The sequence below is a fragment of the Gaetbulibacter sp. M235 genome (assembly GCF_043876835.1).
GTDB lineage: Bacteria > Bacteroidota > Bacteroidia > Flavobacteriales > Flavobacteriaceae > Yeosuana.
Map to the genome: position 1 here is coordinate 123,863 of NZ_JBAWJZ010000001.1, position 23,030 is coordinate 146,892.

General features: G+C 32.5%; 24 protein-coding genes. 5 read left to right on the top strand and 19 right to left on the bottom strand.

The features are described 5' to 3' along the window. Positions 1 to 7: 7 nt before the first annotated feature. From V8G69_RS00565 to V8G69_RS00620, 12 genes are all read right to left on the bottom strand, one after another. Positions 8 to 1,498, bottom strand: coding sequence for a NuoM family protein (locus tag V8G69_RS00565; protein ID WP_394879715.1), 1,491 nt, complete (start codon positions 1,496 to 1,498; stop codon positions 8 to 10). 10 nt (positions 1,499 to 1,508) lie between these two features. Further along, positions 1,509 to 3,428 carry an NADH-quinone oxidoreductase subunit L gene (gene nuoL / locus V8G69_RS00570; protein WP_394879716.1) on the bottom strand — a complete coding sequence of 640 codons (1,920 nt, stop codon included), beginning with the start codon at positions 3,426 to 3,428 and terminating at the stop codon, positions 1,509 to 1,511. Between the two features lie 11 nt (positions 3,429 to 3,439). Next, the gene (gene nuoK, locus V8G69_RS00575; protein WP_394879717.1) at positions 3,440 to 3,757 is read right to left on the bottom strand and encodes an NADH-quinone oxidoreductase subunit NuoK; all 318 of its coding nucleotides are present in this window, start codon (positions 3,755 to 3,757) and stop codon (positions 3,440 to 3,442) included. Continuing rightward, positions 3,754 to 4,278, bottom strand: coding sequence for an NADH-quinone oxidoreductase subunit J (locus tag V8G69_RS00580; protein WP_394879718.1), 525 nt, complete (start codon positions 4,276 to 4,278; stop codon positions 3,754 to 3,756). The genes nuoK and V8G69_RS00580 overlap by 4 nt, the downstream gene beginning before the upstream one ends. Before the next feature lie 4 nt (positions 4,279 to 4,282). Continuing rightward, entirely contained in the window at positions 4,283 to 4,759 is a 477-nt protein-coding gene (locus V8G69_RS00585) for a 4Fe-4S binding protein (RefSeq protein ID WP_394879719.1), read from the bottom strand. 4 nt (positions 4,760 to 4,763) lie between these two features. Further along, entirely contained in the window at positions 4,764 to 5,828 is a 1,065-nt protein-coding gene (nuoH, locus tag V8G69_RS00590; RefSeq protein WP_394879720.1) for an NADH-quinone oxidoreductase subunit NuoH, read from the bottom strand. Positions 5,829 to 5,839: 11 nt separating this feature from the next. Further along, complete coding sequence (locus tag V8G69_RS00595) at positions 5,840 to 6,961, bottom strand: NADH-quinone oxidoreductase subunit D (RefSeq protein WP_394879722.1); 1,122 nt, start codon at positions 6,959 to 6,961, stop codon at positions 5,840 to 5,842. A 6-nt stretch (positions 6,962 to 6,967) separates the two neighbouring features. After that, positions 6,968 to 7,429, bottom strand: coding sequence for an NADH-quinone oxidoreductase subunit C (locus V8G69_RS00600; protein ID WP_394879723.1), 462 nt, complete (start codon positions 7,427 to 7,429; stop codon positions 6,968 to 6,970). Between the two features lie 10 nt (positions 7,430 to 7,439). Beyond that, positions 7,440 to 8,033, bottom strand: a complete 594-nt coding sequence (locus tag V8G69_RS00605) for an NADH-quinone oxidoreductase subunit B (protein WP_394879724.1) — start codon at positions 8,031 to 8,033, stop codon at positions 7,440 to 7,442. After that, the gene (locus V8G69_RS00610; RefSeq protein WP_394879725.1) at positions 8,024 to 8,374 is read right to left on the bottom strand and encodes an NADH-quinone oxidoreductase subunit A; all 351 of its coding nucleotides are present in this window, start codon (positions 8,372 to 8,374) and stop codon (positions 8,024 to 8,026) included. Before V8G69_RS00610 ends, V8G69_RS00605 begins: the two co-directional genes overlap by 10 nt. Before the next feature lie 78 nt (positions 8,375 to 8,452). Continuing rightward, positions 8,453 to 9,466: a 2-oxoacid:ferredoxin oxidoreductase subunit beta gene (locus V8G69_RS00615; RefSeq protein WP_394879726.1), complete on the bottom strand. Its 1,014-nt coding sequence runs from the start codon at positions 9,464 to 9,466 to the stop codon at positions 8,453 to 8,455. A gap of 2 nt (positions 9,467 to 9,468) precedes the next feature. Beyond that, the gene (locus V8G69_RS00620; RefSeq protein ID WP_394879727.1) at positions 9,469 to 11,325 is read right to left on the bottom strand and encodes a 2-oxoacid:acceptor oxidoreductase subunit alpha; all 1,857 of its coding nucleotides are present in this window, start codon (positions 11,323 to 11,325) and stop codon (positions 9,469 to 9,471) included. A gap of 162 nt (positions 11,326 to 11,487) precedes the next feature. Between V8G69_RS00620 and V8G69_RS00625 the strand changes: the two genes are divergently transcribed. From V8G69_RS00625 to V8G69_RS00635, 3 genes are all read left to right on the top strand, one after another. Further along, complete coding sequence (locus V8G69_RS00625) at positions 11,488 to 11,838, top strand: 4Fe-4S dicluster domain-containing protein (protein ID WP_394879728.1); 351 nt, start codon at positions 11,488 to 11,490, stop codon at positions 11,836 to 11,838. A gap of 295 nt (positions 11,839 to 12,133) precedes the next feature. Continuing rightward, positions 12,134 to 15,667 (top strand): pyruvate:ferredoxin (flavodoxin) oxidoreductase, encoded by a 3,534-nt coding sequence (gene nifJ / locus V8G69_RS00630; protein WP_394879729.1) that lies wholly within the window; start codon positions 12,134 to 12,136, stop codon positions 15,665 to 15,667. 120 nt (positions 15,668 to 15,787) lie between these two features. Then, a complete protein-coding gene (locus V8G69_RS00635; RefSeq protein WP_394879731.1) occupies positions 15,788 to 16,162 on the top strand; it encodes a HEPN domain-containing protein in 375 nt (124 codons plus the stop codon). A 78-nt stretch (positions 16,163 to 16,240) separates the two neighbouring features. Here V8G69_RS00635 and V8G69_RS00640 read toward each other — a convergent pair whose 3' ends face one another. From V8G69_RS00640 to trmB, 5 genes are all read right to left on the bottom strand, one after another. After that, a complete protein-coding gene (locus V8G69_RS00640; RefSeq protein WP_394879732.1) occupies positions 16,241 to 16,480 on the bottom strand; it encodes a NifU family protein in 240 nt (79 codons plus the stop codon). Between the two features lie 3 nt (positions 16,481 to 16,483). Then, positions 16,484 to 17,620, bottom strand: a complete 1,137-nt coding sequence (locus tag V8G69_RS00645) for a P-loop NTPase (protein WP_394879733.1) — start codon at positions 17,618 to 17,620, stop codon at positions 16,484 to 16,486. A gap of 310 nt (positions 17,621 to 17,930) precedes the next feature. Next, a complete protein-coding gene (locus V8G69_RS00650; protein ID WP_394879734.1) occupies positions 17,931 to 18,260 on the bottom strand; it encodes an MGMT family protein in 330 nt (109 codons plus the stop codon). 3 nt (positions 18,261 to 18,263) lie between these two features. Continuing rightward, positions 18,264 to 18,893: a LysE family transporter gene (locus tag V8G69_RS00655; protein ID WP_394879735.1), complete on the bottom strand. Its 630-nt coding sequence runs from the start codon at positions 18,891 to 18,893 to the stop codon at positions 18,264 to 18,266. A gap of 2 nt (positions 18,894 to 18,895) precedes the next feature. Continuing rightward, complete coding sequence (trmB, locus tag V8G69_RS00660) at positions 18,896 to 19,570, bottom strand: tRNA (guanosine(46)-N7)-methyltransferase TrmB (protein ID WP_394879737.1); 675 nt, start codon at positions 19,568 to 19,570, stop codon at positions 18,896 to 18,898. Between the two features lie 125 nt (positions 19,571 to 19,695). Between trmB and V8G69_RS00665 the strand changes: the two genes are divergently transcribed. Beyond that, positions 19,696 to 20,766: a glycosyltransferase gene (locus tag V8G69_RS00665; RefSeq protein ID WP_394879738.1), complete on the top strand. Its 1,071-nt coding sequence runs from the start codon at positions 19,696 to 19,698 to the stop codon at positions 20,764 to 20,766. Here V8G69_RS00665 and V8G69_RS00670 read toward each other — a convergent pair. Next, positions 20,740 to 21,783, bottom strand: a complete 1,044-nt coding sequence (locus V8G69_RS00670) for a sensor histidine kinase (protein WP_394879739.1) — start codon at positions 21,781 to 21,783, stop codon at positions 20,740 to 20,742. The genes V8G69_RS00665 and V8G69_RS00670 overlap by 27 nt on opposite strands. Then, on the bottom strand, positions 21,783 to 22,463 hold the full coding sequence (locus V8G69_RS00675) for a response regulator transcription factor (RefSeq protein ID WP_394879740.1): 681 nt from the start codon (positions 22,461 to 22,463) through the stop codon (positions 21,783 to 21,785). The genes V8G69_RS00670 and V8G69_RS00675 overlap by 1 nt, the downstream gene beginning before the upstream one ends. Before the next feature lie 205 nt (positions 22,464 to 22,668). Here V8G69_RS00675 and V8G69_RS00680 point away from each other — a divergent pair, with 205 nt between their 5' ends. Beyond that, a complete protein-coding gene (locus V8G69_RS00680; RefSeq protein WP_394879741.1) occupies positions 22,669 to 23,010 on the top strand; it encodes a T9SS type A sorting domain-containing protein in 342 nt (113 codons plus the stop codon). Positions 23,011 to 23,030 lie beyond the last annotated feature (20 nt).

Consider the following 23,030-nt stretch of genomic DNA (forward strand, 5'->3'; position numbering starts at 1 on the left):
TTTAATTTTATAATACCCCTTGAATAAAAGGTTCTAAACTTTTCATAATCATTTCACTTAACCAGAAAGGTGCTACACCTATTCCAATTACAGGAATCATTAATAATAAAATACCTGTTTTTTCAAACCATGTTGCCTTTGGCAAATCGTTTACTTCATTGGTTTCTAATGGTCCCATCATTATTTTTCCAACCAATCTTAAAATATAAACCGATGTTACCACAATAGATGACACAACTAGTATTGTAAGAACTCTATTGAATGTATCTGAATTTTGCTGAAAAGCTCCAACGAAAATATTCATTTCAGCTACAAATCCACTAAACCCAGGCAGTCCTAAATAAGCCAATCCTGTTATAACATAAATAGCACCGATAAATGGTAAAATTTTCATCATTCCTCCCAGTTTGGTAACATCTCTTGTATGTGTTCTTCCGTAAATCATTCCTATAAGCGCAAAAAACATAGCTGTTAACAGCCCATGGGATAAAGATTGAATGATGGCTCCATTCCAAGCAATTTTATTAAGCGTTAATAACGCGAATAATACCAACCCTAAATGGCTCACCGATGCATAGGCATTAATGTATTTTAAATCGGTTTGTCTAATGGCTGAAAACGCTCCATAAACCACTCCAATTGCGGCTAAAATAATAAAGAACCAAGACCAATGTAATGCACCTTGAGGCAATAAGAACATTGCAATTCTAAAAACACCATAACCTCCTAATTTCATTAACACACCAGCGTGCAACATAGAAACAGCTGTTGGCGCCGAAGCATGACCATCAGGTGACCAAGTGTGAAATGGAAATAAAGCACTAATAACAGCAAAGCCTATAAACACAAATGGGAAAAATAATTTTTGTGCTGCTAAAGGAATATGCACTTGTGCAATATCCAATATATTGAATGTTAAAGGTCCTCCATCTGCATTTGAGTTGAAATAAATTCCTAAAATTCCAACCAATAAAATGGCAGAAGCTCCCATAAGCATAAGGGTTAACTTCATGGCAGAATATTCTCTTGGACCAGAACCCCAAATACCTATTAACAAATACATTGGGATTACGGCAATCTCAAAAAACACAAATAATGTGAATAAATCAACCGAAATAAAAACCCCATAAACTCCTAAAGAAAGTACTATAAGCGAGATGAAAAATTCCTTAGGCAATTCCTGCATTTTCCATGAAATAAAAACACCTGCGAGAACCACAATAGCTGTTAAAAGTATTAAGGCAACCGAAATACCATCAACCCCAATATTATAATGAATGTTGAAGTTTTTAAACCAAACAACATCTTTGGTAAACACCATAATATCACTGTTTACCGCACGTTCTTTAAAATATGCAAACAACAAATTGATTGCCATACCCAATTGAACAAAACTACCAATCATTGAAACAATTCGAGACCGTTCCAGTCCTTTTGAAAAGACAAGAGCAATAACAGTTATTATAGGTACAATTATGAAAAGAGTTAGAATATCCATATTAATCCTTTTAGTTGGTCCATAAATAAATAAACACTAATACTATGATGACAGCTCCCATGACAAATGAAAAGGCATAATCTTGAAACTTCCCAGATTGTAACCCTTTAATTTTATTTGAAGATTTTACGGTTGAATTACCAATTAGATTCATGGTACCATCAACCACGTGTCTGTCAAACCAAGCAAAAGGTCTGGAAATACCATTAAACAAAATCTTCTTTGTTACGAATAGATAAATTTCATCAAAATAAAACTTATCGCTTGCCCATCTATAAAGAGGTCCGAACGCTGTTGCATATTTATCTGACAAGCTGTTTTCTTTTTTATAAAATACCCAAGCCAATGCAATACCAATTATACCAACACTTGTTGCTATACCAGCTAAAGGGTAGTTTAAATGCGCTTCAAAACCAAGTCTGTCTGCAGTAATTAATTCACTAAACGGAATAAAACCACCAACAATACTTAATAAAGCTAAAATTATTAAGGGTACTGTCATTGATAGTGGCGATTCATGTGGTGCATGTTCATACTCTCTTTCTTTTCCCCAGAAAATACCAAAGTAAATTCTAAACATATAGAAAGCTGTAAGTCCTGCAACAAATACACCTACATAATAAATAAGTTTATTGCTTTCAAAAGCTGCAACTAAAATTTCATCCTTACTCCAAAATCCAGCAAATGGGGGAACACCTGCAATTGCTAAAGCTGCTATTAAAAAAGTAATATTAGTAATTGGCATATACTTGCGCAATCCACCCATATCCTTTAAATAGTTACTGTGAACCGCATGAATAACAGAACCTGCCCCTAAGAATAATAAAGCTTTAAACATGGCATGTGTAAACAAATGGAACATAGACGCCATATAACCAACACCTTCGTGACCATCATAACCAGAAACACCTAAAGCCAACATCATGTATCCTAACTGAGACATTGTTGAAAATGCCAAAACTCGTTTTATATCTGTTTGAGTAATTGCAATAATAGCTGCGAAAAGAGCAGAAAAAGCTCCAACATAAGCCACAACATTCAACGCAAATCCGTTTTCAACAAAATAGAACATAGGAAATAATCTAGCTACTAAAAAAACACCTGCAACAACCATAGTAGCCGCATGGATTAATGCCGATACTGGTGTTGGACCTTCCATGGCATCTGGCAACCAAATATGTAATGGAAACATTGCTGATTTACCTGCACCACCAATAAATATTAAGATTAATGCCCATGTGATAACCGAAAGCCCCATAAAAGAGGTAGCTGCCCAATTTAAAATAACACTTCCTTCTGGATTATTTAAAGTTTCAAAATCGTAAGTTCCTGCAAAATAACCCATGATTAAAATTCCGATAAGGAATCCTAAATCGGCAAAACGAGTTACAATAAAGGCTTTTTTTGCTGCAGAAACTGCAGATGGTTTTGTGTAATAATATCCAATTAATAAGAATGAGGATACACCTACCAATTCCCAAAAAATATAAATTTGGAACAGATTGGTTGCTAAAACCAACCCATACATTGAAAATGTAAATAAGGATAGATAGGCAAAAAACCTGGTGTAACCATCGTCACCTTTCATATAACCTCTACTGTAAATATGCACCATTAAAGAAACTGTTGACACTACAACTAGCATCATAACCGAAATAGGGTCTATTAAAACTCCCATATCAATGTGCAAGGTTTCTGTAAAATTCATCCAAACAGATTTGTTTACAAAAGTTTGATAAACACCATCTATTTTACCACTTACAAAAAAGTATTTATAAGCTGTGTAATATGAAAGTACAGCAGAAATTGACAGCCCAAGAACTCCAATATAGCCCGAGATTGCTGGTTTAATTTTTTTACTATTAAGTCCTAACAATAAAAAAACTGCTAAAGGAATTAACGGAATTAATACAATGTAACTAATATTCATAATTCGAAATATTAATATTTCATAACTTCAGTGTCTTTAACCTCAACAGAACTAATTTGCCTGTAAAGATTAATAATAATTGAAACTGCCAAGGCGGTTTCTGCAGCGGCAACTGCTATAATAAAAATTGAAAAAATAACGCCTTGCAGCATATCTGGATATAAATACTTGTTTATAACCACAAAATTTACCACAGATGCATTCAATATTAATTCTATAGAAATCAATACTGAAATAAGATTTTTTCTTGTTATAAAACCGTAAATACCAATAAAAAATAAGATGGATGTTACCGTTAAAATTTCATATATACTAATTCCTGCTATCATAAGGCATCGTCATTTTTATCATTTAATTTTCTTCCTTTTGCTATCACGATAGCTCCAATCATTGAAGCTAAGAGTAAAACACTTATTACTTCAAACGGCAAGATAAATCCACCAGAATCATAGCTTAAAAGTTTTGAGCCTATATCGGCTGTAGAAGTTGTGATACTGTTTTCTACAACATTAAAATCGTTATTATAAATGGTGTACAAGAAAACCCCAAGGCCTAACAAACAGAGTAACCCTGTTATCATTTTTCTGAATGGTTTTGCAATTTCCAGTTCCATTTCAATATGATGAACCAGTAATACCGAAAATATAATAAGCACTATAATGCCACCTGCATAAACTGTAAGTTGAATTGCAGCCAGAAAATTATAGTCAATCAAGAAGTAAATACCCGCGATTCCGCATAAAACAAATAACAGGTAAATAACAGAACGAAGCATTTTGCGACTACTTACTGAAGCCACTGCAAACACTATTATTATAACAGATAAAATGTAAAATATATATTTTTCCATATCCTTAATCTTCTATACCAGCTTTAACTTTTGATCCTGGTCTATTCAACACTTTTGTTAATTGTGTTCTATCGTAAGTTGAGTTCTCATAATTTTGAGCCCAAACAATAGCATCTGTAGGACAGGCTTCAATACACAACCCACACATGGTACATAATCCTAAGTGGTAAATGTGTTTATCTATCTTTTTTTTCTTCTTACCTGTAGTCTCGTCAATACCTCTATCCCAGATTATTTCAATACTTCCGTTAGGACAAGCCAGTTCACATTTTTGACAACCGGTACATTGATGCTCGTTGTTTTCATCGTGAGGCATCACAACTTCACCACGAAAACGTTCAAACATTTTTAAAGTATCTCTATTATCTGGATATTGCTGAGTGATAGCTCCTTTTCGAGAAGTTAAAAAATACTTTCCGGTAACACTCATACCGGTAAGCAGTGTTTTTATTCCTTTATATATATCTGAAAAATAACCCATAACCCTAAAATTTAATTGTTAAGTTTAACCAAACAATTATTGCCATTATCACGATGTTAATCAAGTTAATTGGTAACAAATATTTCCATTCAAGAGTTAACAGTTGATCAATTCTTAACCTTGGAAATGTCCATCTAAACCACATCATTAAAAATACTATCACCAATGTTTTACCTAAAAACCAAAAGATTCCTAACCAAGGCAATGATTCGGTTATTCCAAAAGGAGATAACCAACCACCAAAAAATACCGTGGTTGCTATGGCTGCAATAATGAACATATTTATAAATTCAGCTAAAAAGAAATAGGCAAATTTCATCCCTGAATATTCGGTATGGAAACCTGCACCAAGTTCAGATTCTGCTTCAACCATATCAAAAGGTGCACGGTTAGTTTCTGCAGTTCCTGCAATCATATATATCATAAAGGCTATAATTGCTGGTACATGTCCTTGTAAAATGAGCCAACCATCTTTTTGAACTTCTACAATTTCTGATAATTGTAAACTACCTGTCAATAAAATCATGGTTAATAATGATAGCCCAACCGATAATTCGTAACTAATGGTTTGGACACCACTACGCATGGCTCCAATTAATGCAAATTTGTTATTGCTGCTCCACCCTCCCAGCAAAATACCTATCACTCCAATTGATGAAATAGCTATTAAGAAGAAGATTCCTATGTTAATATCAAAAGCTTGAAATTCTTGTGTAAAAGGAAAGACTGCTAAGGCCATTAACGAGGAAACAATTACAAAATAGGGTGCCAAATTGTATAAAAATTTATCAGCTTTAATGGTTCCTGTCAACTCTTTTGAAACCAATTTTAAAGCATCTGCCATGGTTTGAAGTAAACCCCAATATCCAACCCTATTTGGTCCAATTCTTAATTGAAACCAGGCTGCGACTTTACGTTCAAGAAGCACTAAATACAACCCTGCTACAGCAAAAATTGCTAAATATATTAAGGCTACTATTACCATAGCTAATATACTTGCAACTCCTTCGGGCATCATACTTATAAGCCAATCCTGAATGGTTTTTGTTATGCTTAATGTTATAATCATTGTGCTCATAATTATCTGTCTATATCTGGTATTACAAGGTCAAGTGTTGCCATAGATGCTACTAAATCGCCTATTTTTCCACCAACTGCAATATGATTTAATAATGATAAATTTGAAAATCCTGGAGAACGGAATTTCACACGATATGGATTTTTTGTTCCTGTACTAATAATGTAAACACCTAATTCACCACGTGCTGTTTCTACCTTTTGGTAATACTCCCCTTTTGGCAATTTTATTACGGCATTGGTTGCAACCTGAACATCCCCTTCAGGAATATTATCAATTAATTGTTCTATAATGGAAATAGATTCCCACATTTCCTGAATTCTTACTTGATATCTTGCAAACGTGTCTCCTTCAGTTTTTATGGCTTCATTAAATGTTACTCTATCGTAAGCACTATATGGATGATGTTTTCTAACATCGCAAGAATATCCTGAAGCACGTCCAACAGGTCCGGAAGCACCAAATGAAATAGCATCTTCTTTAGTTAAAATACCAACTCCTTTTGTTCTTTTTTGAAATATGACATTGCCAGTTAGCAAGGTATCATACTCTGGTAGTTTTGTTTTAAAATGAGCAATAAAATCTTTTGTTCTTTTTACAAAATTAGGATGAACATCGAACATTAATCCACCAGGAATGTTGTAATTCATGGTTAATCTAGCTCCACAAGTTTCCTCAAAAATATCATTGATCATTTCACGGTCTCTAAACCCGTAAAAATAAGTTGTCAATGCGCCAACGTCCATTCCCATAACGCCCCACCATAAACAATGTGAAGCAATTCTGGTAAGTTCACTAAGAATGGTTCGAATCACTTTTACGCGATCTGGCATTTCCAGTTGAAGGGCATTTTCAACAGTTAAACAAACCGCTTCATTATTAATGTGAGAAGACAGATAATCCATTCTATCTGTAAGGTGAACTATTTGCTGATAGCTATCACGCTCACACATTTTTTCAATAGAACGATGGATATATCCTAAATCTGGTTCTACTTTTTTAATAATTTCACCATCAATGGTTAAAAGTAAACGTAACACACCATGCGTAGCAGGGTGTTGAGGACCCATATTGATGAAATATTCTTCTGATTTAAAATTACTTTTAACTACAGTTGTTTCCATAATCGCCTATTTAATAACCATATTAATCTCATCTTCATAATCCTTTCTTAAAGGATAGCCTTCCCATTCTTCTGTTAAAAACAGACGCTTTAAATTAGGATGATTATTGAATTTTATTCCGAAGAAATCAAAAACCTCGCGTTCATGAAATTCTGCTGTTCTCCAAATATTCCAAACAGAATCTAAGATTGGATTTTCCCTATCTGAAGTTTTTACTTTAACAACAACAATGTGTCTGTAAGTAGTCGATTCAAGATGGTAAACTACTCCTAATTCTGGTTGCCAATCAACGCCACTTAAACAGAATAAATAGTCGAATTTAGTTTCACTATTATTCTTTAAATCTGTCATTAATTGATGAAGATTTTCTGGTGCTACAGTAATATTTAAAAACTGTGATCCTTCTTCAGAAAACTCTAATTCCGGAATCCAGCTACTTATTAAATTTTGTAAGGCTTCATTAGTCATAACTTCTTATTTATTTACCTTCATCAAATCCATCAACAGGATTTTCTTTTTGCTTCATGCTTTCAGTTCTAATCTTATCCTGAAGCATTAACATACCCTGTAATAAAGCTTCTGGACGAGGCGGACAACCAGGAACATAAACATCTACCGGGATAACATGGTCTGCACCTTTTACTACTGAATACGTGTTATAGAAAAATGGCCCTCCTGAAATTGCACAGGCTCCCATTGCTATTACATACTTTGGCTCCGCCATTTGATCGTACAAGCGACGTAATACAGGTGCCATTTTATTAACAATAGTTCCTGCTATTATTATTAAATCTGCTTGACGTGGGGAAGGGCGAGCAACCTCGAAACCAAATCGAGAATAATCGTGTCTTGCGGCTCCAGTTTGCATCATTTCTATGGCGCAACAACTGGTACCAAAATAAAGCGACCAAAGTGAATTTGATCGCCCCCAATTGATTATTTGATCTAATGAAGTAACAATCACGTTAGCTCCATTTCCTGCCGGAATAACTTTTCCAGGGAAATCTTTTGGAATTTCTGTGTTTCTATATTCAGCTTGAGATAAATATCTCTCTTTGTCTTCTACTCCCATTTTAACGCTCCTTTTTTCCATGCATAAATTAACCCTAATCCTAAAATAAATAAGAAAACGAGTATTTCGATAAAACCAACGGCTCCAAAATCTTTAAAAACAACTGCCCATGGAACCAAAAATGCAACCTCTACATCAAAAACCAAGAACAAGATTGCAAATAGATAATAGCCTACTTTAAATTGCACCCAAGTAGGTCCAATAGTGGACATACCACTTTCATAAGGTTCTCTTTTTTGAGCATTATCTGATTTATGTGAAATTAAATTTGATAAAAAATTCGCTCCGGCAACTAAAACAATTCCAGATAATAAAAAGACTATGATAGCTTCTGATCCCATTTATATATTCTTTTTAAAAAGTTCAAAATTAGTGGTAATAATTAATCTGATAACTGACATATGTTAGCTTTCAAAAAATTAATTTACCATATATATTTCTCCTGAATAGAACAGGTCATTTGTTTTGGTAAACTTAGAATTTGCTTTTACTTGTTTAGTTAAAGCATCTTCACGTTCTTCAAGAGTTACATCTTCAAAACTTCTGATAATTCCTGTTGCAACCGGGTATTCTAACCTTACCAACATTTGATGCATTGTTGGATCTTTTTCCTTAGCATTATGCACCAAAATATCTGCTTCAGTAATGCCATTTTCACCAATAGTAACAACTTCTAATTTAAGTTTATTTAAAATTAAGCCTTTATCACGGTTTTTACCAAAAATCATTGGCTTTCCGTGTTCTAAATAAATCTGTTTATCTTCTTTTACCTCTTTATTGGTAATGTTGCTGTAGCATCCGTCATTAAAAATAACACAATTCTGCAAGACTTCTATTAATGAAGTCCCTTTAAATTTATGTGCTTCAATTAACATTTGACTAATGTCCTTAGGAACGTTTCCTCCTATTCTTCCAAAAAATCTGGCATTTGCACCAAGTGCTAGTTCGCCAGGACTAAAAGGTGGTTGTGTGTTTCCGTAAGGTGATGATTTTGTTTTTTGACCCACTAATGATGTTGGTGAAAACTGTCCTTTTGTTAAACCATAAATTTCATTATTAAACAGAACAATGTTTAAATCTATATTTCTTCTTAATACATGAATAAAATGGTTCCCTCCAATTGCCATGGCATCACCGTCACCAGTCATAACCCAAACGCTTAACTTTGGATTTGCCAATTTTATACCAGATGCAATACCAGGTGCTCTACCATGAATAGAGTGCATACCATACGTATCCATATAATAAGGAAAGCGCGATGAACATCCAATACCCGAAACAAATACAACTTCTTCTTTTTTAACACCCATTTCTGGAAGTGCCTTTTGCATTGAGCGTAAAATAACATAGTCATCGCATCCTGGGCACCATCTTACCTCTTGGTCACTTTCAAAATCTTTATAGGTATATTTTTTTTCTACAATTGCTTCCATAATTATTTTACTAGTTTTTTAAATTCATCTAAAAGTTCATTATTCCCAAAAGGCAAGCCTTGAATTTTATTGAACTGTAAAAATTCAAAGCCATTAAAATTCATTCTAAGAATATTAACAAACTGACCATTGTTTAGCTCGCAAACCAGAATTTTTTTGAATCTTTTAAATAAAGCTTCTGTATTTTTTGGAAGTGGATTAATATAATTGAAGTGAGCAAATCCAACGTTTTTATATCCTTCTAGGTTTATTTGTTTTACGGCAGAATGCAACGATCCATAGGTTCCGCCCCAACCAACAACTAACAAGTCTCCAGAATCTGCAAACTCGGTTTTTATCTCTGGAATATAATTTTGAACACGTTTAACCTTTTCGGCTCTAATTTTAGTCATTTTCTCATGATTCTCTGGAGCCTGATTTACATTACCTGTAACACTATCCTTTTCTAAACCACCAATTCTATGCTCAAGCCCTGGCGTTCCAGGTATTCCCCAATTTCTAGCTAAAGTATCTTCATTTCTAGTATAAGGTTGCCAATTTTCATAAGCAGTCTTTGTAATGTTATTTTTTATTTCTGGAAGCTCATCTGTATTTTGAATTTTCCAAGGAGCTGATCCATTAGCAATGTAACCATCAGTTAATAATATAACTGGAGTCATATGCTCTATAGCCAGTTTAGCTGCCTGAAACGCAAAGTTAAAACAGTTCGCAGGTGTACTTGCAGCGATGACAATAACAGGACTTTCTCCGTTTCTACCATACATAGCTTGCATTAAGTCTGATTGTTCTGTTTTTGTAGGCAATCCTGTTGAAGGGCCACCACGCTGAACATTTACAACTACTAATGGTAATTCCATAATCATAGCTAACCCAAGAGCTTCTCCTTTTAATGCTAAACCTGGTCCCGATGTTGTTGTTATTGCTAAGTCTCCTGCAAAAGCGGCACCAATTGCTGATGCTATACCTGCAATTTCATCTTCTGCCTGAAAAGCTTTTACACCAAAATGTTTATGCTTTACCATTTCGTGCAAAATATCAGTAGCAGGTGTTATTGGATAAGAACCTAAAAATAATTCCAACCCAGCTTTTTCAGCAGCTGCTAAAAACCCCCAAGCAGTAGCTGTATTACCCATAATAACTCTATAGGTACCAGACGGCATTTTTGCTGGAGAAATAGTATAGGCGTTTGGTATTAATTCTAAAGTTTCAGCAAAATAGTATCCGGCATTTAATACCTTAGTATTTGATTCAATTAAATTAGGTTTAGCTTTAAACTTTTTATTAAAAAATTCAATCGTGTGTTCTTTAGCTCTTCCATACATCCAATACACCATTCCCAACGCAAACATATTTTTGCTTCTTGTAATAGCCTTATTATCCAAGCCTTCAACATTTTTTAAAGCTTCTTTGGTTAATGAAGTCATATCAACCTGAATCACTCTATAGTTATCTAAACTATGGTCTTCAAGTGGATTAGTGTCATATTGTGCCTTTTCTAGGTTCTTTTTATTAAAAGCATCTGTATCTACAATAATGGTATGTCCCGGTTTTAAAGCATATAAATTTGTTTTTAAACCAGCTGGATTCATAGCCACTAATAAATCCAAATTGTCACCCGGTGTACTTACTTCAACACTACCAATGTGAACTTGAAATCCTGAAACTCCGTATAAACTACCTTGAGGAGCCCTGATTTCTGATGGATAATTCGGGAATGTAGCTATATCATTTCCAAACATAGCTGATGTATCAGAAAACTGCGTTCCTGTTAATTGCATCCCGTCTCCAGAATCTCCAACAAATCTAATAACTACAGCTTCTAAGACCTCTGGTTGAAGTTTCAATTTTTCTGTTATCATAATTTATGTCTTATTAATTTATGAAAAATGACTAATTGTCATTATATTTAAAGTAATCAAAGATAATTTCACTTTTTAAGATGAAATATGATTTTTGTCATTTACTGAAAGTCGAATTAAGTTTAATATTGTACTATATTATAATAAAAAAAATTAAAAATTATGGCTATAATTATAACAGACGAATGCATAAACTGTGACGCTTGTATTTCAGAATGTCCTAACAATGCAATCTATGAACCAGATCAAAATTGGTCTTATTCAGACGAAACTGCTTTATCAGGAACTGTAACAACTCCTTCTGGAAAAGAAGTTGATGCTGATGCTGAAAACGATCCAATTTCTGACGAATTCTATTTTATTGTTTCAGATAAATGTACTGAATGTAAAGGATTCCACGACGAACCACAATGTGCTTCTGTTTGTCCTGTAGATTGTTGTATTCCTGATGAAAATCATGTTGAATCTGAAGAAGCTCTTTTAGCTAAAAAAGCTTGGTTACACGGCGAATAATTTTTGCCGCTAACAAAACAAATTAATCGCTGTTTAAGAAATAAATTGATTTTCTTTAGGCGTCATTAATATACTATTTTTTAGATTAGTATATTGAAAAAAGGTATATCCCACAAATTGGTTTATACCTTTTTTTTATGCTTGAATTACCCATTGAACCTTTACATGATATATATCATATTATTAACAGATTGAATTTATTTGTAACCTGACATATGTCATAGAATTACTGATACAATGTTTATAATTTCACCCCATAAATTAAGTACAGAAATTAACAAATTATAAATGTATTATGGAAAAAGGATTTGAAAAGCTCATATGTGACGCTAATGAAGCCGTGGCAAGAGTAGCGCATAAAACCAATGAGGTTTGCGCTATTTATCCAATAACACCTGCATCACCAATGGGAGAACATGTAGATGTTTATAGTTCAAAAGGACAAAAAAATATATGGAATAACGTTCCTAGAATTGTTGAAATGCAAAGTGAAGGTGGTGCAGCGGGTGCTGTTCATGGTTCATTACAAGCTGGAGCATTAACTACAACTTTTACGGCATCACAAGGATTACTTCTTATGATTCCTAACATGTATAAAATAGCTGGAGAACTGTTACCAAATGTTATTCATGTAGCTGCAAGAACTATTGCTACACATGCTTTATCAATTTTTGGTGACCATTCAGATGTTATGGCAGCAAGACAAACAGGATTTTCTATGTTGTTTGGTGGTTCTGTTCAAGAAGCACAAGATTTTGCATTAATATCTCAAGTAGCTACTTTAAAATCTAGAGTGCCTTTCTTAAATATTTTTGACGGTTTTAGAACCTCTCATGAAATTTCAAAAATTGACGCTATTCCAGACAGCATCATCAAAGCCATGATGCCTGAAGATAAAATCATGGAGCATAAAAAACGTTCTTTAGATCCAGACCATCCTGTTATTAGAGGTACATCACAAAATCCAGACGTATTTTTCCAAGCAAGAGAAGCAGCAAATAAATATTACCAAAGAGTTCCTGAAATTGTACAAAATACAATGGATGAATTTTATGAACTTTCAGGAAGACGTTATAATTTATTTGATTATATAGGTCATCCAGAAGCAGAACGAATGATTATCATTATGGGTTCTGGTGAAGGAGCAGTTAATGAAACTGTTAATGAAATGGTAGAAAGAGGCGAAAAAGTAGGCGCTCTTATTATTAGATTATTCAGACCATTCTCTATTAAGGATTTTGTAAAAGTAATTCCTAATACTGTTAAAAAGGTTGCAGTATTAGATAGAACTAAAGAACCAGGAAGTGTTGGTGAACCTTTATATTTAGATGTTATTTCTGCTATTTCAGAAAGCGAAATGCCAATGCCAACAGTAGTTGGTGGTCGTTACGGATTATCATCAAAAGAATTTAATCCTAGAATGGTTAAAGGTATATATGATGAATTATTGAAAGCTAAACCTAAAAATCATTTTACTGTTGGTATTTATGATGATGTAACTCATACTAACCTTGAAATTGATGATTATTTCACTGTAAAACGTTCTACAATTAATTGCATGTTTTATGGTTTAGGTTCTGATGGTACTGTAGGGGCAAACAAAAACTCTATCAAAATCATTGGTGATACTACCGATAATTATGTTCAAGGTTATTTTGTTTATGACTCTAAAAAAGCAGGTGCTCAAACTATTTCGCATTTACGTTTTGGTCCAAATCCTATTCATTCTACTTATTTAATTGATAAGGCAGATTTTATTGCAAGTCATCAATTTAATTTTATTGAGAAATATAATATGCTATCTGACCTTAAATTAGGAGGTACATTTTTATTAAACTCACCATTTTCAAAAGAAGAAATTTGGGATCAATTACCTAAAAAACTTCAAAAAGAAATCATTGAAAAAGAGGCTGAATTTTATATCATAGACGCTAGTAAAGTAGCTCAAGATGCTAATTTAGGTAAACGTGCTAATACCGTTTTACAAACATGTTTCTTTGCAATTTCTGGAATCTTACCAAAAGATGAAGCTATCCAAAAAATTAAAGACGCTATTGTAAAATCATATTCTCATAAAGGAGAAAAAATTGTAAAAATGAATTTCAATGCTGTTGATAAATCTCTTGAAAATCTACAAAAAGTAGATTATCCAAAAACTTCAAGCAGTGAAAAACCATTATTATCTGCAATGACAGATGCTCCTGACGGATTTGTAAAAGAAGTATTAGAAAAAATATTAGCTGGTGCTGGTGATGAACTTCCTGTAAGTGCATTCCCTGTAGATGGAACATTCCCAACAGGCACTACACAATACGAAAAACGTGGTATCGCAGATTTCATTCCAATATGGGATGATGCAAACTTGTGTACACAATGTAATAAGTGTGTTGCTATTTGCCCTCATGCTGCTATTCGATCTAAAGTTGTTTCAAATGATTTATTGGTAAATGCGCCTTCATCATTAAAACATGTTCCTGCAAAAGGAAGACCTTTTGATGCTGCAACAGAATCTTATGTTTTACAAGTATCTCCTGAAGATTGTACAGGATGCGACCTTTGTGTAGCTGTTTGTCCAGCCGTAAGCAAAGAGATAGATGATTTTAAATCTATCAACATGAGAAAAAAATTAGATAAGAAAGCTGATGAAGTAAACAACTGGGATTACTTTGTAAATCTTCCTTATTATGATAGAAACGAGTTACAAATAACCAATGTTAAAGGCTCACAGTTTTTAGAACCATTATTTGAGTTCTCAGGTGCTTGTTCTGGTTGTGGAGAAACTCCTTATATCAAATTACTTACTCAATTATATGGAGATAGTATTTTAATAGCAAATGCTACTGGATGTTCTTCAATATATGGTGGAAATTTACCAACGACTCCATACAAAACGAATCAGTTTGGTAGGGGACCAGCTTGGGCAAACTCATTATTTGAAGATAATGCTGAGTTTGGTTTAGGTATGCGATTAGCATTAACCAAAAAACAAGAAATAGCTGTTGATTTATTAAAATCATTAGAATTTTTAGTTGGAAGTGAAATAGTTGAATCTATTTTAAACAACCCAGAAGTTACAGAAACAGAAAAATCTAAAAAAATAGCAGATATTGAAGAACTTAAGAAAACATTACAAATTCTTGATAACAACGATGACGCTATTAAACTAAGCCAATTAACCGAATATCTTCGTAAAAAAGCTGTTTGGATTATTGGTGGAGACGGATGGGCTTATGATATAGGATATGGAGGTGTTGACCATGTATTGGCTTCTGGTGAAGATATTAACATTTTAATATTAGATACTGAAGTATATTCAAATACAGGTGGACAAACTTCAAAAGCTACACCACTAGGCGCAAGTGCTAAGTTCTCAGTATCAGGAAAACGTACTAGTAAGAAAAGTTTAGCATTACAAGCCGTTTCTTATCAAAACGTGTATGTAGCTCAAGTAGCTATTGGTGCTAAAGATTTACAAACACTAAAAGCCTTAGAAGAAGCTGCTGCTTATCCTGGACCTTCAGTAATTATTGCTTATTCACATTGTGGTGAACATGGTTATGATTTAAAACATGGTGCTGAGCAACAAGAAAAAGCTGTTGAATCTGGTTACTGGCCTCTATTTAGATTTGATCCTCAACAAGAAAAAGGGAAAAAATTTAAATTAGACTCTAAAAAACCAACCATTCCTTTGAGTGATTTCATGTACAATGAAACCCGATTTACAAGAGTTGTTAAAGATGATGCCGTATTAGGAAAAGCTTTATTAAATCAGGCACAAGAGGAAGTTGATTCTAAATGGGAACGCTTAGAAATTTATAGAGAAATGTAATCTTTATAAATCTTAAGGATTAATAGTTGAACACCTTAAAAGTTAATCATTCTAAATGCCAAAATTATTTGGCATTTAGAATATAACTTTTACAATTATAAACTTTAAAATCCATCAGATATGGGAACAAAAGCCAAAGAATATTTTGCAACTGCCCTAGAAAAACTAACTGAAGCTAAAGAAGAGCTATTTAGACCAGAAGAAGATATGGTATCTTATATGGTTTGTAAAAACTCTCAATATGCCATTGAAAACTATTTAAAAGGATATCTTATAAAAAATGGCGTCGATGTTGAAGATTGTGATTCTATTGATAGTCTTTACAATCAATGTCTTATTATTAATAAAAACTTTGAAAAGGTTGACTTATCAGATTTTCAGTGTAGAGCACTTCATTTAAATTCTCAGTATTGCACTGAAATACCTAAAGTAAGCAATTGCTTTGACGCTGCTGATAACTTAGATACTTTTCTTAGAAGAGAAAAGATTATTTAAACTAAACTAAACTGATTATTGCAAAAAAGGGGGTTAATTTAAAATTAACCCCCTTTTTATTTTATCTCAAATAATTAATTAAAGAACATTAATCACAGTTTCAATTTGTGGAGCATATTTTTTTATGGTCATTTCAACACCAGATTTTAGTGTCATTTGGTTCACACTACAACCTACACAGGCACCTTTTAATTGAACCTTCACATGCTTATCATCGTCAATAGAAATCAATGAAATATCACCTCCATCGCTTTGTAAAAAAGGACGAATTTCTTCTAAAGCTTTTTCAATATTCTCTCTTAATTCTTCTGTTGTCATATTTTAATTTTTTACGGAAGAACAACCTGCCATTGTTGTAATTTTTATTACTTCTGTTGGAGGCAATTCTTCATTTCTATTGACCAATTCCTGAACCACATTTTGAGTAATTTCTTTAAATGCTTCTGATAATGGCGTGTCAATTTGTAATGCTGCAGGACTTCCTACATCGCCAGCTTCACGAATACTTTGTACTAAAGGTATGGCTCCTAAAAATTTAACACCTAAATCTTCTGCAAGATTTTTTGCACCATCTTTTCCAAAAATATAATACTTATAATTTGGCAATTCATTTGGTGTAAAGTATGACATGTTTTCAATAATTCCTAAAACAGGCACGTTAATACTTTCTTGTTGAAACATGGCAACACCCTTTTTGGCATCAGCTAATGCCACAACTTGAGGTGTACTTACAATTACTGCTCCAGTAATTGGAAGTGATTGCATGATACTTAAATGAATGTCTCCGGTTCCAGGAGGCAAGTCGATTAATAAGAAATCAATATCTCCCCAATGAGCATCAAAAATCATCTGATTTAAGGCTTTTGCAGCCATCGGGCCACGCCAAACAACGGCTTGATCTGGTTGTGTAAAAAATCCAATAGATAAAATTTTAACTCCATAATTTTCTATGGGTCTCATTTTAGATTTTCCATGAATATCAACTGCCAAAGGACGCTCTTTTTCTACATCGAACATAATTGGAATTGATGGTCCGTATATGTCTGCGTCTAAAACTCCAACTTTAAAGCCCATTTTTTGTAGCGATACTGCTAAGTTTGCTGTAACTGTAGATTTTCCTACTCCTCCTTTTCCAGAAGCTACTGCAATAATATTTTTAATACCAGGAATAGCATTCCCTTTTATCACATTTACTTTTGGTTTTTCTGGTGCTTCAACTTTTACGTTTACAGTAATTTTAGCCTTTTCATATACAATATCATGAATAGCTTTCATAATATCAACCTCTGTTCGTTTTTTTGCTTGCAAACTTGGGTTAGTAATAGTAATATCTACTATTACTTCATCTCCAAAAGTCATCACATTTTTTACGGCTCCAGTTTCTACCATATTACCACCTTCTCCTGGAACTGATATCGTTTCAAGAGCTTTAAGTATGTCTTGTTTACTTAATTTCATGTGTTTAAATTTATTGTTTGTTTTCTGTCACATGTTACATTCATACAATCATTTCTTTGTGTAACTAAATTATTAGTCATGAATGTTTCATTTGCTTTTTCTTTAATTTGAATTTCAAATCATCTCAATAAATCTAATTTATTTTCAATAATTTAGATTTATTCTAAAGTACAAATATACACTGAAAAGTTAATATTATAAAGCAGATTTATTGAAATGATTTTGTAAATATATGTGCTTTTGAAATTATTTAAACTGATATAAATCATATCAGAAAGTAAGCCACTATAAATTTAAAAGATGAGATGTTTTATAATTCCTTTATAGGATCCCAAAAATGGGTTTCGAAATTTTGAACTTGATTATTTTCAACCTTAATACCTTCGCTTTCTAAAAGTTGTTGCATTAAATTGGTTCCATCAAAATGTTGTTTTCCTGTTAAGAGTCCTTTTCTGTTTACAACTCTATGAGCTGGAACATCTTTAGCTACAGAGCCATTCATGGCGTAACCAACCATTCGAGCACTTCTGGCAGCCCCAAGATATGTTGCTATCGCACCATAACTTGTTACTCTACCGTAAGGTATTAATTTAGCAACCTCATAAACTTTTTCAAAAAAATTTAACGATTCGGCCTTCATCAATTACATCTCTTTAATAATATTAATCAAAGTAATTATTGAGATAATTCCTGTAATACCTCCAATAAGATAATTCATGCTTTTTTGCGAAGTGATGGACTTGTTTTTAATCTTATCAAAAAAGAAAATATACATATACAGCATCACAAAAGTTCCCATTCCTGCTCCAGCAACATAACTAATAATGCTTGTCATATCAAATTCTAACCAGCCAATTGAAGCCAAAGTTATTGTCATATAGGCTTGGTATGGAATTGGAAATACATTAATGCTTGATAAAAACATGCCTTGAAAAAACCGGCTATGTTTGCTTCGTATTTGTGGTTCAATATGTGGGTTTAATTGTTGTTTGGCTACAAATAAATAGTAAACTGTTATTAATACAAAAATTACAAATGCGACACGTTGTAATATGTCAATAACCTCAGCATGATTAGATAAATATTTAGCGAAAATTGAAGCTAAGTAAGTTTGGACAAAAACTATAATACAAACCCCAATTGAGAACATAATACCTCTAACATGACCTTCTTTCAGGCTAATTTTTGCAGCTGTCATATTTAATAACCCAGGTGGAACAACCCCAATTAATGCAACAAAAAGCCCTAAAAAAAAGATAAAAGTAATGTTCAATGTTATTTAATTTTAAATCTAATATAAGTAATCGCTTTGTTTTTTTCTAAATATTGTGACTCATAAAAGGTTTGAATACTGGTAACTTCATCAGGACTTCCTTCTTGTTTATATACATTATGGTTAGAATATAACACTTCATGCCCTTCTCCATGCAACAAACCAAGTGTATATCCGTGCATAAACTCGCTATCCGTTTTTAAATTAACAACACCATCAGGTTTTAAAATTGATTTGTATTTCTTTAAAAAAGCCGAATTGGTCATACGGTGTTTGGTTCGCTTGTATTTTATTTGAGGATCTGGAAATGTAATCCAAATTTCATCAACTTCATTTTTTTCAAAAGCAAAATCTATAAGTTCAATTTGGGTCCTTAAAAATGCCGCATTATCAAGATTTTCTTCTACAGTTGTTTTAGCACCACGCCAAAAACGAGCTCCTTTTATATCAATTCCAATAAAGTTTTTATCAGGATATCTTTTAGCCAATGCCACCGTATATTCTCCTTTTCCACAACCTAATTCTAGGACCAATGGATTATCATTTTTAAAATATGTTTCATTCCAGTGTCCTTTTAATGCATATTCTCCACTAACAAGTTCGTCTCTAGTTGGCTGAAATACATTTTTAAAGGTTTCGTTTTCTTTAAATCTTTTAAGTTTGTTTTTACTTCCCACGCTTTTAAAAATTTTGGCAAAATTAAGGAAACAAATTAGCTTTATCTTTGTTTTTATTTGAAATGCCAATTAATATGTTTTGTAAAGACATCAATTACATTTTTAAAAAGAATTGCATCTGACTGATGAATGATAAAAAACGGATTTTAGTTGCTCCTTTAAATTGGGGTTTAGGTCATGCTACTAGGTGCATTCCAATTATTAATGCCTTAATGGGACAAAATTTTGAACCTATTATTGCAAGTGATGGAGCTGCTTTAAACTTACTTAAAAAAGAGTTTCCAACATTAATTCATTTAGAACTTCCTACTTACCATATCTCTTATTCTAAATATAAATTCTTTTTGAAATGGCAGCTTTTTAAAAAACTTCCAAAACTAATTAAAGCCATTAATGAAGAAAAAAGAGAAGTTCAAAACATTATTAAAATTTATGATATTAAGGGAATTATCTCAGATAATAGATTTGGTGTTTATAGTACAAAAAAAGGAATTCCTTCTGTTTATATAACTCACCAATTAAGAGTTTATAGTGGAACTACTACTTGGTTAACAACAAAAATTCATCAAAAAATTATTAATAAACATGACGAATGTTGGATACCAGATTTTGAAAATAACTCGAATTTAAGTGGTAAACTAGGTCATATTGAATCTCATAAATTAAACCTTAAATATATTGGTGTTTTAAGCAGGTTCTCAAAAAACAATTCAATCTCTTTAGAAAATGACATACTGGTAGTATTATCTGGTCTTGAACCTCAAAGAAGCGTTTTAGAAGAAAAGATTCTAAAAGAATTTGAAAATTATAAAGGCCACATCATTTTGGTTCGAGGTGTTGTTGAGAGCACCCAAACTAAAATTAAAAACAAGAACCTTACTATTTATAATTTCATGAAAAGCCTTGAGCTTGAAAAAGCAATTCTAAGCAGTCATTTAATTATTTCTCGCTCTGGTTATACTACCATAATGGATTTAACAATCCTTGAAAAGAAAGTTTTTTTTATACCAACTCCAGGACAAAACGAACAAGAATATTTAGCAAAACGATTGGAAAAACTAAACATTGCACCCTATTGTAAACAAAGTGAATTTACTATTGAAAAACTTGAAAAAATAGAGAACTATAATGGTTTTTTGAGCCTTGAAAAAGAAACTGATTTTGAAACTTTATTTAGCCTTTTCAAGCGTGAATGAAAACTCACTTCCAACACCAAATTCACTTTCAACATAAATTTTTTCATCGTGAGCTTCAATAATATGTTTAACAATTGAAAGTCCTAAACCAGAACCTCCTTCTGCCCTTGACCCACTTTTATCAACTCTATAAAAACGCTCAAACAAACGAGGTAAATCTGACTTTCCTATACCAATTCCATTATCTGTAATCCTAACGATTACTTTATTTTTTATAAGATTTTCTATACTTACTTCTGTTGTTCCTTTTGCTCGTCCGTATTTAATGGAATTAACTATAAGATTGATTAACACTTGTTGTATTCGTTCTTTATCTGCATTAACAATAATTGGTTTTGGATATTCAATATCAAAAGTTAAGGTTAACTTTTTTTCGTTGGCTTTCATTTCGAACATTTCAAACACGTTTCTTACCATTTCAACAATGTCAAAACTTTCAATATTCAGACTTAAATCACCAATTTCCAATTTGGTAATCATATCCAAATCATTCACAATATAAACCAAGCGTTCTACTCCCTTACTGGCCCTTTCAAGATATTTTTTACGAATCTTTTTATCATCCATGGCACCGTCAAGCAATGTTAAAATATATCCTTGTACTGTAAATAATGGAGTTTTCAATTCATGCGAAACGTTACCAAAAAACTCTTTTCTGTATTGCTCTCTAACTTTTAAAGTTTCAATTTCAAGTTTTTTGTCTCTGGCAAACTTATCAATTTCTTGTGTGAGGGTTCCCATATCGGTATTTATGGGTCCGCGTGTTAAATTAGTAGATTCTAAGAGCGTTAAATCGTCATATATTTTTTTAACTCTTTTGTATATAAACCTTTCTACTCTAAACTGAATAACTATAAATGAGAACACATATGAAATAAGGGCAAATGCTAAAAGCAACAACCAGTTAATTGTATAAAAACTGTATAAAAAAACACCCATTAAGAGCGTTATAAAAACAGTTATATACAGCGATGTTTTGATCGCGAATTTATATGTTTTTTTAAATTTTGGACGCATTAATCTACAAACTTATAGCCTACTCCTTTTATTGTTTTAAAACAATCGTCTCCTATTTTTTCTCGTAATTTTCTAATGTGTACATCAATCGTTCTACCACCTACAACAACCTCATTACCCCATACTTTGTCAAGAATTTCATCACGTTTAAAAACCTTTCCAGGTTTTGAAGCTAATAAAGATAATAATTCAAATTCTTTACGTGGAAGCACAATTTCTGTTCCTTTTAAAACGATTTTATACTCATCTCTGTTTATAACCAGATTTCCAATTTTAACAGAATCTGCAACTTCTTCTTGCTTAAATCTTCTTAAAAGCGCCTGTACTTTACTAACTAAAACTTTTGGTTTTATAGGTTTTGTTATATAATCATCAGCACCAGCATCAAAACCGGCTACTTGTGAATAATCTTCACCTCGTGCGGTTAAAAACGTAATAATAGTATCTTTTAAATCAGGATTCTTTCTTATAATTTCGCAAGCTTCAATACCATCCATTTCTGGCATCATTACGTCTAGAATTATTAAATGCGGCAGCTCTTTTTTAGCTTTCTTAACGGCTTCAACACCGTTTTCGGCTGTGAATATTTGGTAGCCTTCGTTTGATAAATTATAACCAACAATTTCCAAAATATCTGGCTCATCGTCAACTAAAAGAATTTTAATATCTTTTTTATTCATATTTTAAATACGTTTAGAAAAATTATTTCCAGAAGTAAAGATAAAATTAATAACACAGATTTATAGTAAATTTAGCATAAATAACCTTTTGGTAACGTATAAGTTACAGTGTTTTAATCTTTCGACGTAAAACAGAAACTTTTAACATTACTTTGGTACAACTTTTGAAGTAATTAATTAATTTTACTAGTTATAAAAGCCTACTATGAAAAAAAACTACTTTGTGTTATTTATTTTTTCCTTTTTGTTTTTGATGGTCCAACAAGGGTTTTCTCAAACAGGACGAAATAATGTGCCCCAGCAAGAACATATTGATGGTCTTTCAATATACCCAAACCCTGTAAATAATGGTAGAGTATTCGTTTATATTACTACCAATAAGAACCTTACTAAAAGAGTTGAAATTTTCAATGTTTTAGGAAAACAAATATATACTACTGATTTATCTGGTAAAGAATTAAACATTGCACAACTAAGTACTGGTGTCTATTTTTTAAAGATTACCGAAAATAATATTAGTGAAACCAGGAAATTAGTGATAAAGTAACGTAAATGTTATTTCATTGT

Excerpts from the sequence above, each read along its gene's own strand:
- V8G69_RS00565 (WP_394879715.1), bottom strand. The coding sequence starts at position 1,498 with ATGGATATTCTAACTCTTTTCATAATTGTACCTATAATAACTGTTATT.
- nuoL (WP_394879716.1), bottom strand. The coding sequence starts at position 3,428 with ATGAATATTAGTTACATTGTATTAATTCCGTTAATTCCTTTAGCAGTT.
- nuoK (WP_394879717.1), bottom strand. The coding sequence starts at position 3,757 with ATGATAGCAGGAATTAGTATATATGAAATTTTAACGGTAACATCCATC.
- V8G69_RS00580 (WP_394879718.1), bottom strand. The coding sequence starts at position 4,278 with ATGGAAAAATATATATTTTACATTTTATCTGTTATAATAATAGTGTTT.
- V8G69_RS00585 (WP_394879719.1), bottom strand. The coding sequence starts at position 4,759 with ATGGGTTATTTTTCAGATATATATAAAGGAATAAAAACACTGCTTACC.
- nuoH (WP_394879720.1), bottom strand. The coding sequence starts at position 5,828 with ATGATTATAACATTAAGCATAACAAAAACCATTCAGGATTGGCTTATA.
- V8G69_RS00595 (WP_394879722.1), bottom strand. The coding sequence starts at position 6,961 with ATGGAAACAACTGTAGTTAAAAGTAATTTTAAATCAGAAGAATATTTC.
- V8G69_RS00600 (WP_394879723.1), bottom strand. The coding sequence starts at position 7,429 with ATGACTAATGAAGCCTTACAAAATTTAATAAGTAGCTGGATTCCGGAA.
- V8G69_RS00605 (WP_394879724.1), bottom strand. The coding sequence starts at position 8,033 with ATGGGAGTAGAAGACAAAGAGAGATATTTATCTCAAGCTGAATATAGA.
- V8G69_RS00610 (WP_394879725.1), bottom strand. The coding sequence starts at position 8,374 with ATGGGATCAGAAGCTATCATAGTCTTTTTATTATCTGGAATTGTTTTA.
- V8G69_RS00615 (WP_394879726.1), bottom strand. The coding sequence starts at position 9,466 with ATGGAAGCAATTGTAGAAAAAAAATATACCTATAAAGATTTTGAAAGT.
- V8G69_RS00620 (WP_394879727.1), bottom strand. The coding sequence starts at position 11,325 with ATGATAACAGAAAAATTGAAACTTCAACCAGAGGTCTTAGAAGCTGTA.
- V8G69_RS00625 (WP_394879728.1), top strand. The coding sequence starts at position 11,488 with ATGGCTATAATTATAACAGACGAATGCATAAACTGTGACGCTTGTATT.
- nifJ (WP_394879729.1), top strand. The coding sequence starts at position 12,134 with ATGGAAAAAGGATTTGAAAAGCTCATATGTGACGCTAATGAAGCCGTG.
- V8G69_RS00635 (WP_394879731.1), top strand. The coding sequence starts at position 15,788 with ATGGGAACAAAAGCCAAAGAATATTTTGCAACTGCCCTAGAAAAACTA.
- V8G69_RS00640 (WP_394879732.1), bottom strand. The coding sequence starts at position 16,480 with ATGACAACAGAAGAATTAAGAGAGAATATTGAAAAAGCTTTAGAAGAA.
- V8G69_RS00645 (WP_394879733.1), bottom strand. The coding sequence starts at position 17,620 with ATGAAATTAAGTAAACAAGACATACTTAAAGCTCTTGAAACGATATCA.
- V8G69_RS00650 (WP_394879734.1), bottom strand. The coding sequence starts at position 18,260 with ATGAAGGCCGAATCGTTAAATTTTTTTGAAAAAGTTTATGAGGTTGCT.
- V8G69_RS00665 (WP_394879738.1), top strand. The coding sequence starts at position 19,696 with ATGAATGATAAAAAACGGATTTTAGTTGCTCCTTTAAATTGGGGTTTA.
- V8G69_RS00670 (WP_394879739.1), bottom strand. The coding sequence starts at position 21,783 with ATGCGTCCAAAATTTAAAAAAACATATAAATTCGCGATCAAAACATCG.
- V8G69_RS00675 (WP_394879740.1), bottom strand. The coding sequence starts at position 22,463 with ATGAATAAAAAAGATATTAAAATTCTTTTAGTTGACGATGAGCCAGAT.
- V8G69_RS00680 (WP_394879741.1), top strand. The coding sequence starts at position 22,669 with ATGAAAAAAAACTACTTTGTGTTATTTATTTTTTCCTTTTTGTTTTTG.